Below are 17171 nucleotides of genomic sequence, written 5' to 3'. Positions count from 1 at the left end.
CTTTCAGGCTGCCGGCCAAGGGCTGGTGCGGTCTTTGGCCATTTCGAGTCGCCAGACCGAACTTTGCTGCGGCACTGTGAGCGGCAGGCGAAGCAGTTGCCGGTCGCGCGAGACCAGTGCGGTGAGTTGCCGTTCTTTGCCCAGCAATTCGGGCACTTCGGCGAGTTTGGCAATGCGCCAGCTGCCGCCCTGGCCTTTGGCGCCGACGTCCATGCCCAGCCATTCGTCACGGGCGGCCAGGCCCGCCTGTTCGGCGGCGCTGCCGCGTTGCACCGCTTTGATCTGCACGCCGCTGGCGCTGTCGGTGTGGCGCAGGCCCAGGCGGTCGGCAAAGCTGCCGGTCTCCACATGGATCTGGACGCCCTGGCCTTTGAGCAGTGGCGCCACGGGCAATTCGGCGGTGGCGTGCACCCATGCGGCGATTTCGGCTTGCCAGCTGCGGCCGGTCTGGGCTTGCAGTTCGTCCAGCAGGTCTTGCTCGCGCATGGGTCCGGCTTTGCAGCGCTTGTACAGGCCTCGCATCACATCGTCGAGCGTGTGGCCTTGGCCTTCCTGGCGCAAAGACAGGTCCAGGCACAGGGCCACCAGCGCCCCCTTGGTGTAGTAGCTCACGGTGGCGTTGAGGGTGTTTTCGTCCTGGCGGTAGTACTTCACCCAGGCGTCGGCACTGGCCTGGGCCACGGTCTGCACATGGCGGCCTGGCGTTTGCTGCACTTGGGTGATGGTTTTGTTCAACAGCTGGATGTAATCGGCATCGTCGATCAACCCTGCGCGGCGCAGCAGCAGGTCGTCGTAGTAGCTGGTGAAGCCTTCAAAGAACCACAGCAGCTGGGTGTAGTTTTCTTGTGTGTAGTCGTAGCGCGCAAACGCATCCGGGCGCAGTTGCTTGACGTTCCAGGTGTGGAAGTATTCGTGGCTGATCAGGCCCAGCAGCGTGGTGTAGCCCTCGCTGCTGCGGGGGCCGTTTTGCCGTGGCAGGTCGGCGCGCTTGCAGATCAGCGCGGTGCTGTTGCGGTGCTCCAGGCCACCGTAGCCGTCGTGCACCGCGTTGAGCATGAACAGGTAATTTTTGTAGGGGGCTTTTTGCCCAGCCGATTTGCCTTGGCCGTGCCAAAAGCGGATTTCGGCTTCGCAGATTTTTTGCGTGTCGGCCAGCAAGCGGTCGCCGTCAAACGATGGCAGGGCACCCGCCACCACAAAGCGGTGCGGTATGCCGCAAGCGTTGAAGCTGCCCGACCAGAAAGCGCCCAGCTCTACCGGGCAGTCGACCAGTTCGTCGTAGTCGGCGGCGGTGTAAAGCCCGAAGCCGCGCTTGTCGACTTTGACCGGTGTCAGGCCGGTGGCCGCTTGCCACGGGGCTTGGCCTTTGACGGGCAAGAGCTGCACGTGGTGCGCTTGTGCTTCTTGGCCATGCACCCGCAGGCACAAGCTGGTGCCGTTGAAAAAGCCGCGTTGGCTGTCCAGCCAGGCGGTGCGCACCGAGTTGTCGAAGGCATAGACCTCGTAGCGCAGCACCAGCGGCTCACCTGCGCGGCAAGCGATGTGCCAAGTGCATTTGTCGTGTTGCACCAGCGCAGGCTTGCGACGGCCTTGTTGGGTCTTCAGGCCCTGCAGGTTTTTGGAAAACTCGCGCACCAGATAACTGCCCGGAATCCAGACTGGCAGTGATACGGTTTGCTGCGCCGCAGGCTCAGCAATGGTCAGCGTCACCCGAAACAGGTGGGCGTGCAGGTCGGCGGCTTCAATGGCGTAGTGGATGGCGGGCATGTGTGATTTCGGTTGACAGTGGGGTGTCGCAGGCCTGGGCAGCAGACGTCACGGCAAGGCGCTCGCCTGGGTGGCTGTGCTCAGCTCAGGTTGCGCCCGCTGCCAAAAAGCAGCTGAGCGCAGACACGATGGTCAACTGCAAGCGCATCGGCAGCCAAGGTGCCAAGCCTGCGGCAGGCCAGGTGCGGCGGTCCATCAGGTAGCAGCCGATCAGCACAAAACCCAGCAGGGGCAAGCCCGCAAAGGCCGGCATCATCACGCCCACCCACGCGAGGATGGAGGGGGCCACGCCCCAGGTGAAATGGATGCGTGGCGCTTCGGGAGTGATCAGTGCGTTGCGAAAGCCCACGCCCCAATGGATGCCGCCCAAAAACGACACGATCACCGCGCCATAGCCTTGCATGGCCAGCGCCACATAGGGGTGCAAATCAGGCCCGACCAGCCACAGGCACAGGGCCAGAAACACAAAAGGAATCAGGCCACCAAAGCCCAGGCGGCGGATCAGGCGCCAGGTGGCGTCTTCGGGGTGCTTGAGCGTGTTCATTTGATGTCAGCCAGGAGTTTCTCGACTTGCGCGATCGGCACGGCACCGGGCACGCGTGTGCCATCGGCAAAGAACAAAGTGGGTGTGCCGGTGATGCGGTTTTTCTTGCCAAACTCGACGGTGGCGTCAATGGCAGCGGTGTCGCAATTGGCGTTGGCGGGCGTGGTGTTGTTGATCATCCAGTCGTTCCAGCTTTTGGCCTTGTCTTTGGCGCACCAGATGTTTTTGGATTTGACTTTGGAGTCTTCGCCCAGGATGGGGTAGACCAGGTGGTGGATCGTCACGTTGTCGAGTTTTTGCAGGTCTTTTTCAAAGCGCTTGCAGTAACCGCAGTTCGGATCGGCAAACACGACCAGTTTGCGCTTGCCGTTGCCACGCACTTGGGTGAAGGCGTTTTTCAAGGGCAGTTGGTCAAACGCGATGGCCGAGAGTTTCTCCACGCGTTCTTCGGTCAGGTTGCGACGCTGTTTGACATCGATCAGCGTGCCCTGGATCAGAAAACTGCCGTCGGCATCGCTGTACATGATGTCGCTGCCCATGCGCACTTCGTACAGGCCGTTCATGGGGGTTTTGCTGATCTCGTCGATCTTGGGCAAATTGGGCAGGCGTTCGCTCAGGCTTTTGCGGATGGTGGCTTCTTGCGCAAAGACCGGGCTGATGGCCAGTGTCAGGAGTGCGATCAGCAAGGGGCGTACAAACTTCATGTGGCTCTCTTTCGGTGTCGGTGTTCGGTAGCAGATGCTCAGGCGGCAGCGTCTTGGCCCATGGCCTGGCGGGTCATCCAGTTTTTCAAAGGGCCGCTGCGGTCAAAGCCGCGCATGCCCCAGTTGCGCAGGTTTTGCCAGACCGGGCCGGGCTGTGCAAACAGGCGCTGCAGGCCATCGGTGACAAAGCCCATGGCCTGCACATCGGCTTGGCGGGCGCGTTCGTAGCGGCGCAGCAGCTTGCTGTCATGCAGAGGGCGCCAGAATTCTTTGGCCTGGATCACGCGTACCAGCTCGGCCACATCGGCCAGGCCCACGTTCAGGCCTTGGCCTGCCAGGGGGTGCATGGCGTGGGCCGCATCACCGGCCAGAGCAAATGCCTGTTTCGTGGTGCCGGGCATCTCGCCAATCCAGCGTGAGGCACGGGCCAGTTGCAAGGGCCAGACCGCTCGTTCAGCGCTCAGCGTCATGTGGCCAAGGGCCATGCGGCATGCTTGGCCGAGTTCGCTGGCAAAGTCTTCGGCGCTCAGGCCCATCAGCTGGGGCACGCGCAAGGGGTGGACGGACCACACCAGCGCCACGTCGTGGCCGCCTTCGCCGTCCAGTGGCAGCAGCGCCAAAATCTCGGCCTGGGCTTCGGACCGGCCTGGCACCTGACCCCAGGTGAACCATTGCCGAGCCACGCCGCCGTGGGGCAGTTCGCAGCGCAAGCGGGTGGCCACCGCGTGTTGTTCGTAGGCGGTGATGTCAAACGCCACGCCCAGCTCGGCGCGCGTCTGGCTGGCACGGCCTTCGCAAATCACTGTGAGCGGCGCGGCGACGGGGGCCTGCACCACTTCGATCTGGGGTTGAAACTGCACAGCAGCGGTCAGACGCGCTTCGAGCACGGGCACGTCCACCATCCAGTTGAGCTCACCTGCGCCCATGGCTTGGGCGCCAAAGGTCAACTCTCCGCCCTGGTCGCCAAAGACCTGCATCTGGTGCACCGGGGTGACCGCCGGAGCGTCTGGCCAGCAGCGCAGGTCTTGCAGCATGCGCTGCGCAGCGCTGTTGAGCGAGTAGGCCCGCACATCGGCGCCGCAGGCCGGAGCGGGCGCCTCGACCAGCGCCACGCGCAGCCGTTCGCGGGCCAGCAACAGGGCCAAAGTGCGGCCCACAATGCCGGCGCCTCGGATGCAAATATCGGGTTGGTTTGCCATGGCTGCATTGTAGGTGGCGGACTCGGCCCGGCGAGCCGGCAGGCTCTTGGCACCTCAGGCTGCGCGGGTCTTTTGCATTCAAGCCGCAGTGGGGCCAGGGGCGGCAGTCCCAGCCGTTAAAATCATCGGTTATCTCCCGAATCACCGAAAGCCTTCCATGAGCCTCAAATGCGGCATCGTGGGTTTGCCCAACGTTGGCAAATCCACCCTTTTCAACGCCCTGACCAAAGCCGGCATTGCCGCTGAGAACTACCCCTTTTGCACCATCGAGCCCAACACCGGTGTGGTTGAGGTGCCTGATCCTCGCTTGCAGCAGTTGGCCGAAATCATCACGCCCGAGCGCATCGTGCCGGCCATCGTGGAGTTTGTGGACATCGCGGGTTTGGTGGCAGGGGCCAGCACGGGCGAAGGCCTGGGCAACAAGTTTTTGGCGCACATCCGCGAAACCGACGCCATCGTCAATGTGGTGCGCTGCTTTGAAGATGACAATGTGATCCACGTTGCCAACAAGGTGGACCCGATTGCTGACATCGAGGTCATCCAGACCGAGCTGTGCCTGGCCGACCTGGCCGCTGCCGAAAAAGCCATCCACCGCGTGAGCAAAATCGCCCGCTCGGGCGACAAGGAAGCCGTCAAGCAAATGGCGATCCTGGAAAAGTGCCAAGCGGCCCTGAACGATACCCAGCCGGTGCGCACCATCGACTTCAGCAAGGAAGAGCGCGCCGAACTCAAGCAGTTCTTCTTCATCACGGCCAAACCCGCCATGTTCGTGGCCAACGTGTCGGAAGACGGCTTTGAGAACAACCCCTTCCTCGACCGTCTCAAGGCCTTTGCCGCCAAGCAAAACGCGCCCGTGGTGGCCATTTGCGCCAAGATCGAAGCCGAGCTGTCCGAGATGGACGACGCGGACCGCCTGGAGTTCTTGAAGGAGCTGGGTCAAGAAGAGCCCGGCCTGAACCGCCTGATCCGCTCGGCCTACAACTTGCTGGGCCTGCAAACTTACTTCACCGCTGGCGTGAAAGAAGTGCGCGCCTGGACCATCCATGTGGGCGACACCGGCCCGCAGGCCGCTGGCGTGATCCACACCGACTTTGAAAAAGGCTACATCCGCGCCCAGACCATCGCGTTTGACGACTTCATCGCCTTCAAGGGCGAGCAAGGCGCCAAGGATGCGGGCAAGATGCGCGCCGAAGGCAAGGAGTACGTGGTCAAGGACGGCGACGTGATGAACTTCCTGTTCAGCTCCTGAGCTGATTCACGACGTCCAAAAAGCCGCTTTAAAGAGCGGCTTTTTCATTTGCGGAGCAACGTTTCAGGCGTGACCGGGAAACACCCAGAGCAAGGCCCCTGTCATCATCAAGTAACGCGCGAATTTGCCAATGGCCATGTACAGCGTGCAAGGCCACAAAGGCATCTGCAGCCAGCCAGCCACCGCACACAAGGGATCGCCCACCCCGGGCAGCCAAGACAGCAAGCAGGCCTTGGGCCCCAGTTTTTCCAGCCACGCCAGCGCCCTGACATGCTGGGCCGAGTTGCTCCAGCGTTTGGACACCTTGCGCGAGCCCCAGCCCATCCACCAACTGAACATGCCGCCCAAGGTGTTACCGACAGTGGCTACGGTGATGGCTGACCAGAACAAGTCGGGGTTGAGCTTGATCAGCCCAAAGACCGCAGGCTCAGACCCCATCGGCAGCAGCGTGGCTGAGATGAAAGATACGACAAACACGGTGCTCAGACCGAATTCAGGCAGCGCCAGCCATTGCAGGAGTTGAGTGAGCCAAAGTTCCATGCGGGCCAGTGTAGCGGTCCTTGCTGCTTGCAGCATCGGCCACGGATGACTCCGAACATTGCAAAGTTGTGATGAATTAAATTTGTTGAATTGATCAGTTTTTAGATTCCTTTATGCACTTAAAAATCTACAAATGTAAAATCTAATGATTGATATGGGTCAGGCCCAAAACCCCGCAGGGAGCTGTTGATGATTCAAAAAAGGATAAGTGGCACGCCATTCTGGCGATGGTCACTTCTGTCGTTGGCTGTTCAGGCCACAGTTGCCTCGGCGGCGAGCAACGAGTTCCTGGACATGTCGCTTGAAGAGCTGGTGGATTACCGCCTGATGTCGATGTCCAGAAAAGAGCAGCGTGTGGCCGATATGGCGGCCGCAGCGTATGTGATTTCGGCGGAAGAAATCCGTCGCTCTGGTGCGCAGTCCATTCCCGAGGTCTTGAGCTTGGTGCCTGGGCTCAACGTGGCGCAAATTTCCCGCAACCGCTGGGCCGTCAGCTCACGGGGCTTCAACGAGCGCTTTTCCAGCAAGTTGCTGGTGCAGGTGGACGGTCGCAGCGTTTATTCGCCTTTGTTCTCCGGTGTGCTGTGGGAGACGCAAGACGCCGTGATGGAGGACATCGAACGCATCGAAGTCATCCGTGGCCCTGGTGCTGCGTTGTGGGGCACCAATGCCATGAATGGGGTGATCAACATCGTGACGAGGTCCGCTGCTGCGAGCCAAGGCTCGATGGTCAGTGCCACATTGGGCTCAGGCCAATTGGCGTCAACTTCGTTCACCCATGGTGACGCGCTTGCTCAGGGGGGCTATTTCAAGCTGTATGGCAAAGTCGGCACTGCAGGTGCTTCGCTTGAGCGTGATTCTGGTTTGATGGGCGTGGACAGTGCTCGCCAAAAGCGCTTGGGCGTGAAGCTCGAGCCACGGGTGGACGGTGGGCAGTTGATGGTGAAAGCCGAGGTCTACCAGGATCGTTCCAAAGATTATTGGGGGACCCCGTCGGTGCTGGCCTACAGCGATCCGACCACACCGTTTGCCCGCAGCAGTGCACTCTCAGATGTGGGTGAGGGCGCTGCCGTACAAGCCCGCTATGCATGGAAGACAGCTGGGGGCTCGGAGAATGTGTTGCAGGCGTCCCTGGACAAAGACCGGTCCATCCACACCGGTATCTGGGGCTCGGGTACCGGCGCCACCCAACCGTTGGCTGTCGCGCCTTACCTGCTCCAGATGGGCGGGGAGAAAACCGATGCCGATGTGGATTTCCAGCAGCGCAACATCCGAGGTGATCACGACTTCATCTGGGGCCTGAATCTGCGTTACACGTCAGACAATTTGATTTTGCCTGCCTCGCCCTACATGTTGCTCGAGGGCAAAAGCCAGCGCTTGAACTACAGCGCGTTCGTGCACGACGAAGTGACCCTTGTGCCCGAGCGGTTCAAACTGATTTGGGGCTCCAAGTTTGAGAAAGACGGCTTGACCGGCTTCAACATCCAGCCCAATGTGCGTGCGCTTTACACGCCAGGCCAGAACGAAGCTTATTGGGGCGCCTTGTCGCGGTCGGTGCGCTCATCGCGCCGCACCGAGAGTCTGGCCACGCTGGACATCAGCGCGCAAGATGCTGCCAATTTGAATGCGATGACGGGTCTTAACTTGCCCGCCAACATGCTGACAGCCGTCACGCAGGTGTCGCCACGTGCCCATGCTTCATTGCAGGCCGAGCAGGCCCTCAGCTTGGAGGGCGGCTGGCGCAAGCAGTTTTCCAACTTCTTCAGTGTGGACACGTCGCTGTTCTTGACCGATTACAGCCATCTGCGTGGTGCTCGCATGTTGAGCAATCCTGTTTCCGGCTTGCCTGAAGCTTTGGGCTGCGCCGCCGTGTATGGACCAGGTGTTTGTTATTTCACCTTGGCAGGCTACAACACCAACGTGGACAAAGCCCGTTCTTGGGGCGCAGAGGTCTCGGTCGAGTGGCACCCTCAAACATGGTGGAAAATCCAATCTTCTTACAGCCACTTGCGCGTCAAGGGCGAGTATTCGGGCGATTCCCTGGGGGATATTCAGGTGCGGGCGTTTGAAAACAGCGCGCCCCGTCACCAGTTCTCGCTGCAGAACAATTTCAGTCTTGGCAACGATCTGAATCTGAACGTCCGCTTGCGGTACAACTCGGAAACCCGGCACTACACACTCAACAGCACGGACATGACCCGTCTGGCGCCCTACACTGGGCTGGACATGCGCTTGGCCTGGCAATTCAACCGCAATACGGAGTTGTCCGTGCAAGGGCGGAACCTGCTGAAAGACCGCCACACCGAATTCATCAACATTTTCCCCGTGACCCGAGCCTACGACATACAACGCAGCGCGATGGTTCAAGCGGTGGTGCGTTTTTGAAGGACATGACCATGAACATGTACCTTCAATTCTTGTTGACCGCAGTACGTTTTCTGGCTCGCAGTCTTTGCGGCCTGATCGGTACTTTCGCGCTGACCGTGAACGCCCAACCGGACATGCAAACAGCTGACCGCATCAAGGCGGCGTATGTGTATAACTTCGCCAAATTTGTGGAAATGTCTGGGACCGATGACAAGGCGATCCGGCTCTGTGTGGTGGGCAAAGATGACCTCAATGGGGCCATGCTCAGTTTGAACCGCCGCATGGCGCAAGGCCGTGAAATCCTGGTGCGCAAAGATGTGCCCATGGACCAGATCAAGGATTGCGCCATGGCTTTTATCGGTGAGAGCGATGCACGTCTTTTGTCTGCTGCCGCACGCCAACTGGGCAACTCGCAAGTTTTATTGGTCAGCGATGCTCGCCAGGCCATGGACTTGGGTGCACACTTGTCACTGGTTTTCAGCGACGACCGTGTGGGATTCGACGTGAACTTGCTGAACTTGCAAAAATCTAACATCAAAGCCAGCAGTCAAATGCTGAAATTGGCCAGGGCCGTGATCCGGTAAAAAACTTCGTACAGTATTGCGCATGAATTTCTGGCGTCGAGAAAGACTTTTGCATCTGCCCATGCAGCAGAAGCTCAACCACATCTTGGCATTGGGAATTTGGTGCGTGTTGCTGTTGTTCTTCGTGGTCACCTCACTTTGGCAAGCCAGTCAGACCTTGCAAGCCACGCAGGCGGCGGCCAAAAGTCTGGCTGAATTGGCCGCCGAGAGCAATGCAGCCGCTGTCCGTTTTGATGACCAAGATGGTGCTCAAAAACAGCTGGAAATTTTCCGGCACATCAAGAATGTGGAGATGGTGGACATCTATGTCGACCCCTCCCGCGCCAAACCCTTTGCGCATTACCCCTTGGTTAAGGACGGCGCGCGTCAGCCAGAACCGGTGCCCTCTGACCTGATCAAAGGTGAGCGTTCGTCGCTGCTTTCGTTCAGCCGCTACACGATCCGATTGCCCATCGTGCAAGACGGTGAGCAAATTGGTGTGGTGGTGGTGCGCACGCGTTTGGATAACTTTTGGTGGGACATTGCCATCACCTTGTTGGTGGCTGTGGTGGCCATGTGGCTGGCTTACACCTTGGTTCGCCACTTTTTGGGGCGCTGGATTGCGGTGATCATTCAGCCCGTTTTGGATTTGGCCGATGTGATGGGGCGCATCACCCGGGTGCACGACTACAGCCAACGTGCCCAAGTCCAGAGCCAAGATGAAATTGGGGAGCTCGTGGCAGGTTTCAACTCCATGCTGGACCAGATTGAACACAAGGACAAAGCCTTGGGCCAATACAGCCAGGAGCTGGAGTCTGAAGTACAAGCCCGCACGGCCGAATTGCTGCTGGCCAAAGAGCATGCCGATGCGGCCAACCGAGCCAAGAGCCAATTCCTGGCCAACATGAGCCATGAGATTCGCACACCACTCAATGGTTTGATCGGTGTGTCGGAGTTGTTGGGCTCGACTGACCCCAGTGAGCAGCAAAAGAAACTCATCAGCATGATCAGTACATCGTCGTCGACGCTTTTGTATTTGATCAACGATATCCTTGATTTTTCGAAAATCGAAGCGGGCATGTTGCACCTGGAAAAAGTGCCGTATGCGCCCGAGCTGGCGGCCAGGCAGGTCAGCGCCTTGTTTGAGCCGCATGCCCAAGACAAGGGGCTCAAGCTGGTCTTTGAGCCGCCGGCCGATGGCGCTGCTTTGATGATTTTGGGTGATCCACATCGCTTCACGCAAATCATCAGTAACCTGATTTCGAATGCTGTCAAATTCACCGAACAAGGGCAAGTCACGGTGAGCTTGACGCACACCACCCAGGCCGACGGCCAAATCCGGGTGCGCTGCACCGTGCAGGACACCGGCATCGGCATCAGCGAAGAGGACGCGCAGCGGCTGTTCAGTGCCTTCTCGCAAGCAGACATTTCGATGGCCCGGCGTTACGGCGGCAGTGGTCTGGGCTTGGTCATTTCGCGCCAGTTGGCTGAACTCATGGGGGGGCAGGTCGGCTTTCGCAGCCATTTGGGCCAAGGCTCGTGTTTCTGGTTCGAGGTGTGTGGTCCGCGCCTCAAGGACATGCCTGTGGAGCAAAACACCCTGGCTGCGCAGGTGCCCCTGTCGCTCGATTGCACAGTGCTGATTGCGGAAGACAACGATGTGAACCGTGAAATTCTGGTCACCATGCTCAAGACCGCAGGTTGCCGTGTTTTGCAGGCCCACAATGGTCAGGAAGCGGTTGAGCTGAGCGCGGTCGAACCCTACGACATCATTTTGATGGATGTGCAGATGCCCCAGATGGACGGCATCGCGGCGACCAAGGCCATCCGTGCCAGAGAAGTGGCGCTGGGCACCGTGCGCAGACCCATCTTGGCGTTGACCGCCAATGCCTTGGCCGATGACAAGGCCAATTGCCTGGCTGCCGGTATGGACGATTACCTGACCAAGCCCTTCATGCGCAGGCAGATACTTGAGTTGATGGGACGGTGGTTGCGTCAGCCGCAAGTGGCGGAGCCCTCGAGCCGTTCTTGAGTTCTTCCGCCTCGTTCTGGGGCGGCTGTTTTGCCTAACACACCCAGCTTTCATTTGCTGAAATATTAAGCAATTACAATCGTGCCTCCTTTTTAAGCAAACCCCCTTCGAGCCCACTCCCAGTCATGCAGATTGGTCCTTACCTATTGCCGAACAACTTGTTTGTCGCCCCCATGGCCGGGGTGACGGACAGGCCGTTTCGCCAGCTGTGCAGGCAGTTCGGGGCGGGCTACGCGGTGAGCGAAATGGTCACTTCGCGGCCTGATTTGTGGGCTTCGCTCAAAACATCGCGCCGCGCCAACCACGAGGGTGAACCCGGCCCGATTGCGGTGCAGATCGCAGGTACCGAGGCGCAGATGATGGCCGACGCCACGCGTTACAACATCGACCGGGGTGCGCAGATCATCGACATCAACATGGGCTGCCCCGCCAAGAAAGTCTGCAACAAATGGGCCGGCTCGGCCCTGATGCAAGACGAGCCGCTGGCGCTGGACATCATCTCGGCCGTGGTGGAGGCCGCCTTGCCGCACGGCGTGCCCGTGACGCTGAAGATGCGCACCGGCTGGTGCGACGCCGAAAAGAACGCCCTGAGCCTGGCCCGCGCCGCCGAAGCCGCAGGCGTGCAGATGGTCACCGTGCACGGCCGCACCCGCGAGCAGGGTTACAAAGGCTTGGCCGAATACGACACCGTGGCCGCCGTCAAAGCCGCGCTCAAGATTCCGGTGGTTGCCAACGGCGACATCGACTCCCCCGAAAAAGCCCGCGACGTGCTCCGGTTCACCGGTGCCGACGCCGTGATGGTTGGCCGCGCCGCACAAGGCAGCCCCTGGATCTTTCGCGAGATCGGCCACTTCCTGGCCACGGGTGAACACCTGGCCCCGCCGCTGGTGGCCGAGGTGCGCCGCGCCCTGCTCGAGCACCTGCAAGACCACTATGGCCTGTATGGTGAATACACCGGCGTGCGCTCGGCACGCAAACACATTGGCTGGTACGTGCATGCACTGCCAGGCGGTGACCTTTTCAGAAAACACATGAACACCCTCGAAACGGCGCAGCAGCAGCTGGACGCGGTGGCGAGCTTTCTGGATGGCCTGGCCAGCCAGATGGACCGCTTGCCCGTCATGGCAGTGCAGCCGGTTTTGGAGACATTGGCATGAGCGAACCACAATCGATTGAACACTGCATCCGGGGCAACCTGGAAACCTATTTCCGCGACCTGGACGGCACCGACCCTGCCGGTCTGTATGACATGCTGGTCAAGCTGGTCGAAAAGCCCTTGCTCGACGTGGTCATGGCCCAGTCGGGTCAAAACCAGTCGCGTGCCGCCGAATGGCTGGGCCTGAACCGCAACACCCTGCGCAAGAAATTGCTGGAGCACGATCTCCTCAAATGAATTCAGGCTGAGCGCATGCCCAGCCGCCGCACACCCTAGGCCGTAACCCTGTACCTCGGCCACCTACCGCATACCTTTTAAATTTTGAAGAAAGTCCCCATGAGAGCCCTCATCTCCGTCTCTGACAAAACCGGCATCGTCGACCTGGCCAAAGAACTGCACGCCCTAGGCGTAGGCCTGATCTCTACCGGCGGCACTGCCAAGCTCTTGGCCGAACAAGGCTTGCCCGTGACCGAAGTGGCCGAAGTCACAGGCTTCCCCGAAATGCTCGATGGCCGTGTGAAAACCTTGCACCCCAAAGTGCATGGCGGACTGCTGGCCCGCCGTGACACACCTGAGCACATGGCGGCTTTGAAGGCCCACAACATCGACACGATTGATTTGTTGATTGTGAATTTGTATCCGTTTGAAGCCACCGTGGCCAAGTCCGGTTGCACGCTGGCCGACGCGATCGAGAACATCGACATCGGCGGCCCCGCCATGGTGCGCTCTGCCGCCAAGAACTGGAAAGACGTGGGCATCGTCACCGACGCCAGCCAATACGCGGATGTGATCGCCGAGCTAAAAGCCAACGGCAAGCTGAGCGACAAGCTGCGCTTTGCCCTGTCCGTGGCCGCGTTCAACCGCATCAGCCAATACGACGGCGCGATCAGCAACTACCTGTCGAGCGTCAATTTTGAAGCCGAGAAGCTGAGCGAAGACTACGTGCCCGAGCGCGCCCAATTCAGCGGCCAATTCAACGAGCAATACGTCAAAGTGCAAGACCTGCGCTACGGCGAAAACAGCCACCAGCAAGCCGCTTGGTACCGCGACTTGGCACCTGCGGCAGGTTCGCTCGCCACCGGTGTGCAGCTGCAAGGCAAAGAACTCAGCTACAACAACATCGCCGATGCCGACGCGGCTTGGGAATGTGTGAAGAGCTTTGACACGGGAGCCAACGGCGACCCTTCACAGTCCGCAGCGTGCGTCATCGTCAAACACGCCAACCCCTGCGGCGTGGCCGTGGGCGCGAACCCCCTTGAGGCCTACAGCAAGGCTTTCCAAACCGATCCCACCAGCGCCTTCGGCGGCATCATCGCCTTCAACCGTCCTGTGGACAAAGCTGCAGCCGAGGCGGTGAGCAAGCAATTCGTTGAAGTGCTGATGGCCCCTGACTTCAGCGCCGAAGCGCTCGAAGTGTTCAAGAGCAAAGTCAACGTGCGCTTGATGAAAATCGCGCTGCCTGCCAATTACGGCGATGTGCGCAACGCTTTGGAAACCAAGCGCGTGGGCTCAGGCCTCTTGCTGCAAAGCGCCGACAACCACGAGTTGGCTTTGGCCGACTTGAAGATCGTCACCGTCAAACAACCCACCCCCGAAGAACTCAATGACTTGCTGTTCGCGTGGAAAGTGGCCAAGTTCGTCAAATCCAACGCCATCGTGTTCTGCAAAAACGGCATGACCATGGGCGTTGGCGCCGGCCAAATGAGCCGCCTCGACTCAGCCCGCATCGCCAGCATCAAGGCCGAAGCCGCCAAGCTCAGCCTGCAGCACACCGTGGTGGCCAGCGACGCCTTCTTCCCCTTCCGCGACGGCCTCGACGTGGTGGTGGACGCGGGTGCCACCTGCGTGGCCCAGCCCGGTGGCTCCATGCGCGACCAGGAAGTCATTGATGCGGCCAACGAGCGCGGCGTGGCGATGGTGTTCACTGGCGTGCGCCACTTCCGCCATTGATTCGCGCCATTGATCGGACCATTTTGAACTTTGACCAACTCGGCTTGACCCCCACGCTCTTGCGTGCCGTGGGTGACATGGGCTTGTTTGCCCCTACCCCCATCCAGGCCGAGGCGATTCCTGCGGTCCTGAAGTCGGCCGACGTGTGGGCCACTGCGCCCACCGGCTCGGGCAAGACGCTGGCTTTTGCTTTGCCTTTGGTGCAGCAGCATTTGCTGCAACCACGCCAAACCAACTTCCGCCGACCCATCCGCACCTTGGTGCTGGTGCCCACGCGCGAGCTGGCGGTGCAGGTCGGCGACATCCTCACCCACCTGGCTTACCAGCCGGGGCTCAAGGTGGCGGTGGTCTATGGCGGTGTCTCGATCAACCCGCAGATGATGGGCTTGCGCGGTGGTGCCGACATCGTGGTGGCCACGCCCGGCCGCTTGCTCGATCTGGTCGACCACAATGCGGTGCACTTGGCCAATGTGCAGCACCTGGTGCTGGACGAGGCCGACCGCCTGCTGGACTTGGGCTTTGCCGACGAGCTGCAGCGCGTGCTGGCCTTGCTGCCCGCCAAGCGTCAGACCTTGTTGTTCTCCGCCACCTTCGCCCCCGAGGTCGAAGCGCTGGCGGCCAATTTGCTGCATGACCCTGTGCGCATCACGGTGGAGGCCTTTGACGGTCACAAGCCCGACATCACCCAGCGCGCCATTGCGGTGGACGAGAAAAGCCGCACCGCCTTGCTGCGCCACCTGATTGCCGAAAACGGTTGGAAGCAGGTGCTGGTGTTTGTCGCCACGCGCTACGCCTGTGAGCATGTGGCGAACAAGCTTTACAAGGCCGGCATCTACGCCACGCCGTTCCATGGCGAGATGAGTCAGGGCGCCAGGCAAGATACGCTGGCCGAATTCAAGGCTGGGCGTTGGGACGTGGTGGTCACCACCGATCTGGCCTCACGCGGCATCGACATCGCCATGCTGCCCGTGGTGGTCAACTACGACCTGCCACGCTCGGCAACCGATTACACCCACCGCATCGGCCGCACAGGCCGTGCGGGCGCGCATGGCGACGCGGTGAGCTTTGTGACGGCCCAGGCGCAAGCGCACTGGCAGCTGATCTGTAAACGGGAAAGCCTGGAATTGACTCTGGAGCAGGTGCCGGGCTTTGAGCCGGTGGATGAACCGCCAGCACCCCAAGGCAATGGCGGCATCAAGGGCAAGCGCCCGAGCAAGAAAGACAAGTTGCGGGCAGCGGCTTTGGGCCATCGGCCAAACTGAACAGCGTTTGGGCCATCGGCCGACCTCAACAGCGGCCCGAGTGGGCAAGCGCTTTTTCTGCCTTGGGTCATCCCGGGCTTGACCCGGGATCCAAGTGTCCATGCCTTCGATGGATCCCGGGTCAAGCCCGGGATGACCTCAACAGGGCCAATGACCGTCTTCAGGTGCGCTAGCGAACCCCCTCAGATTTCCGAGGGCTCTTGATCAGAACCGGTGTCTTGTGCCTTGATCACCCGCACGCCGTGCTTGCTCAAAATCTCCACATACACCGAAGCGGCGCCCGACTTGGCGGCAGCGTCCACAGCTTCGATCACCGCACTCACGCGCACCATGTCTGCGGTGTCTTCGGTCAGGCCTACTTTGCAATCGAAGTCCCAAAAATCAGCGCCTTTGGGCACAGCGCGGTTGCGTTCGCGCTTGAAGTATTTGCGGATCTCGTGCTTGACGGCTTCGAGCACGCGGTCGGGGTGCTTGCCTTCGGCTTGCAAGGGGAAATTCTTTTTCATCGGTCGTCCTAAATGGGGGAGGCAAGCGCCCGGTCCGGACGTGAATGCAGGGGCGGATTATCGCCGGTTTGCCTAGGCACTTCTTTCGATGGGCTTCTATGGTAGCATGCTAACCATTGATTTTTTGAGGGTCAACCCATGGACATTGCACTCGTCGGAGCCGGAATTGGTGGTTTGACAGCCGCCGCTTGTTTGCTGCGTGACGGACACCGTGTGCGCATCTATGAGCAAGCCGGGCAGGTCAGCGAGGTGGGCGCAGCGGTGCAAATGAGCGCCAACGCCGTGAAGGTGCTGTACCACTTGGGGCTCAAAGAGCGGCTGGAGTCGGTGTCGGTCAAGCCGAGCGCGTTCGAGTTCCGCCGATTTGACACGGGCGAGCTGCTGCACGAGATCAAACTGGGGCAAGACCATGAGGCGCGACATGGTCACCCTTACTACCAAGTGCACCGGGTCGATTTGCATGCGGCCTTGATGGAGGTGGTGCACCAGCTTGACCCACAGGCTTTGCAGCTGGGCTACCGCGCAGCCCGCGTGCAAGAGGACGGTCAAGGTGCCGAGGTGTTCTTTGAAGACGGTCGGCACGCGCGTGCGGAGTTGCTGATCGGCTCGGACGGCATCAAGTCGGTGGTGCGCAAACATGTGGTGGACACCGAGCCGCCCGTGTTCACTGGGCAGGTGGCCTGGCGCTTGGCCATCCCGATCGAGCGGATTGCGCCAGACTTGCGTCCCGCCATGGTTTCATCCATTTGGTGCGGTCCCAAAAACCACGCAGTCATGTATTACATGCGCTCGGGGCAGGTGCTGAACTTCGTGGGCTGTGTGGAGCGGCCTTGGGAGGAAGAGTCCTGGACCTCGCGCAAGCCCTGGGAGGAGCTGGACCAGGATTACGCAGGCTGGCACCCAATTGTGCGTGCCGCCATTGAAAACGCAGACCGCGACCAGTGTTTCCGCTGGGCGCTGAACAACCGTCAGCCCGTCATGAATTGGTGCACCGACCGTGTGGCTTTGCTGGGCGATGCGGTGCACCCGACTTTGCCTTATATGGCCCAGGGTGCAGCCATGGCCATTGAAGATGCCGCCGTGCTCAGCCGCGCCTTGCAGCTGAACATGCCCTTGGCGCAAGCCCTGCAGGTGTTCCAGAACCACCGGGCCCCGCGTGCCGCACGCGTGGTCAGGGAGTCCACCGAGATGGGTGACCTGTACCACATCGCCGATGCGCAGCAGATGAAGCAAGCCTTCAAGGACCGCAACATCGCCGCTTCACGCAACAATTGGTTGTACCCCTACGACCCGATGCATGTGGATTTGATGAACCCTGCGGGTTGACACCAG

15 protein-coding genes are annotated in these 17171 nt (G+C 60.4%); 9 read left to right on the top strand and 6 right to left on the bottom strand.

Annotated elements, in window-relative coordinates:
• Positions 1-3 precede the first annotated feature (3 nt).
• From B9Z43_RS08065 to B9Z43_RS08050, 4 genes are all read right to left on the bottom strand, one after another.
• The gene (locus tag B9Z43_RS08065) at positions 4-1767 is read right to left on the bottom strand and encodes a M61 family metallopeptidase (protein ID WP_108324328.1); all 1764 of its coding nucleotides are present in this window, start codon (positions 1765-1767) and stop codon (positions 4-6) included.
• Positions 1768-1852: 85 nt separating this feature from the next.
• Complete coding sequence (locus B9Z43_RS08060; protein WP_108324327.1) at positions 1853-2311, bottom strand: DUF3429 domain-containing protein; 459 nt, start codon at positions 2309-2311, stop codon at positions 1853-1855.
• Positions 2308-3015: a DsbC family protein gene (locus tag B9Z43_RS08055; RefSeq protein WP_108324326.1), complete on the bottom strand. Its 708-nt coding sequence runs from the start codon at positions 3013-3015 to the stop codon at positions 2308-2310. The genes B9Z43_RS08060 and B9Z43_RS08055 overlap by 4 nt, the downstream gene beginning before the upstream one ends.
• Positions 3016-3053: 38 nt before the next feature.
• Positions 3054-4214 (bottom strand): FAD-dependent monooxygenase, encoded by a 1161-nt coding sequence (locus B9Z43_RS08050; RefSeq protein ID WP_108324325.1) that lies wholly within the window; start codon positions 4212-4214, stop codon positions 3054-3056.
• A gap of 157 nt (positions 4215-4371) precedes the next feature.
• On the opposite strand from B9Z43_RS08050, the gene ychF reads away from it, so the two are divergent.
• Entirely contained in the window at positions 4372-5463 is a 1092-nt protein-coding gene (gene ychF / locus B9Z43_RS08045) for a redox-regulated ATPase YchF (protein WP_108324324.1), read from the top strand.
• A gap of 63 nt (positions 5464-5526) precedes the next feature.
• Here ychF and B9Z43_RS08040 read toward each other — a convergent pair whose 3' ends face one another.
• On the bottom strand, positions 5527-6003 hold the full coding sequence (locus B9Z43_RS08040) for a YqaA family protein (protein ID WP_108324675.1): 477 nt from the start codon (positions 6001-6003) through the stop codon (positions 5527-5529).
• Between the two features lie 189 nt (positions 6004-6192).
• Here B9Z43_RS08040 and B9Z43_RS08035 point away from each other — a divergent pair, with 189 nt between their 5' ends.
• From B9Z43_RS08035 to B9Z43_RS08005, 7 genes are all read left to right on the top strand, one after another.
• Positions 6193-8388, top strand: coding sequence for a TonB-dependent siderophore receptor (locus B9Z43_RS08035; protein ID WP_146183884.1), 2196 nt, complete (start codon positions 6193-6195; stop codon positions 8386-8388).
• A gap of 11 nt (positions 8389-8399) precedes the next feature.
• Entirely contained in the window at positions 8400-8954 is a 555-nt protein-coding gene (locus B9Z43_RS08030; protein WP_158270086.1) for a YfiR family protein, read from the top strand.
• Positions 8955-9015: 61 nt separating this feature from the next.
• Complete coding sequence (locus B9Z43_RS08025; RefSeq protein ID WP_158270085.1) at positions 9016-10965, top strand: ATP-binding protein; 1950 nt, start codon at positions 9016-9018, stop codon at positions 10963-10965.
• 125 nt (positions 10966-11090) lie between these two features.
• Positions 11091-12122, top strand: a complete 1032-nt coding sequence (gene dusB, locus B9Z43_RS08020) for a tRNA dihydrouridine synthase DusB (RefSeq protein WP_108324320.1) — start codon at positions 11091-11093, stop codon at positions 12120-12122.
• Positions 12119-12358, top strand: coding sequence for a Fis family transcriptional regulator (locus B9Z43_RS08015; RefSeq protein WP_108324319.1), 240 nt, complete (start codon positions 12119-12121; stop codon positions 12356-12358). The genes dusB and B9Z43_RS08015 overlap by 4 nt, the downstream gene beginning before the upstream one ends.
• Before the next feature lie 99 nt (positions 12359-12457).
• Entirely contained in the window at positions 12458-14071 is a 1614-nt protein-coding gene (gene purH, locus B9Z43_RS08010) for a bifunctional phosphoribosylaminoimidazolecarboxamide formyltransferase/IMP cyclohydrolase (RefSeq protein WP_108324318.1), read from the top strand.
• A 23-nt stretch (positions 14072-14094) separates the two neighbouring features.
• On the top strand, positions 14095-15333 hold the full coding sequence (locus tag B9Z43_RS08005; RefSeq protein ID WP_108324673.1) for a DEAD/DEAH box helicase: 1239 nt from the start codon (positions 14095-14097) through the stop codon (positions 15331-15333).
• A gap of 182 nt (positions 15334-15515) precedes the next feature.
• On the opposite strand, the gene B9Z43_RS08000 is transcribed toward B9Z43_RS08005, so the two are convergent.
• Positions 15516-15839, bottom strand: a complete 324-nt coding sequence (locus B9Z43_RS08000; RefSeq protein ID WP_108324317.1) for a DUF6172 family protein — start codon at positions 15837-15839, stop codon at positions 15516-15518.
• A 138-nt stretch (positions 15840-15977) separates the two neighbouring features.
• Here B9Z43_RS08000 and B9Z43_RS07995 point away from each other — a divergent pair, with 138 nt between their 5' ends.
• Positions 15978-17165 carry an FAD-dependent monooxygenase gene (locus tag B9Z43_RS07995; RefSeq protein WP_108324316.1) on the top strand — a complete coding sequence of 396 codons (1188 nt, stop codon included), beginning with the start codon at positions 15978-15980 and terminating at the stop codon, positions 17163-17165.
• Positions 17166-17171 lie beyond the last annotated feature (6 nt).

The sequence above is a fragment of the Limnohabitans sp. MMS-10A-192 genome, from assembly GCF_003063335.1.
GTDB lineage: Bacteria > Pseudomonadota > Gammaproteobacteria > Burkholderiales > Burkholderiaceae_C > Limnohabitans_A.
Note: the sequence above shows the minus strand (reverse complement) of the source record. Positions and strands in the feature narration are given on the sequence as shown.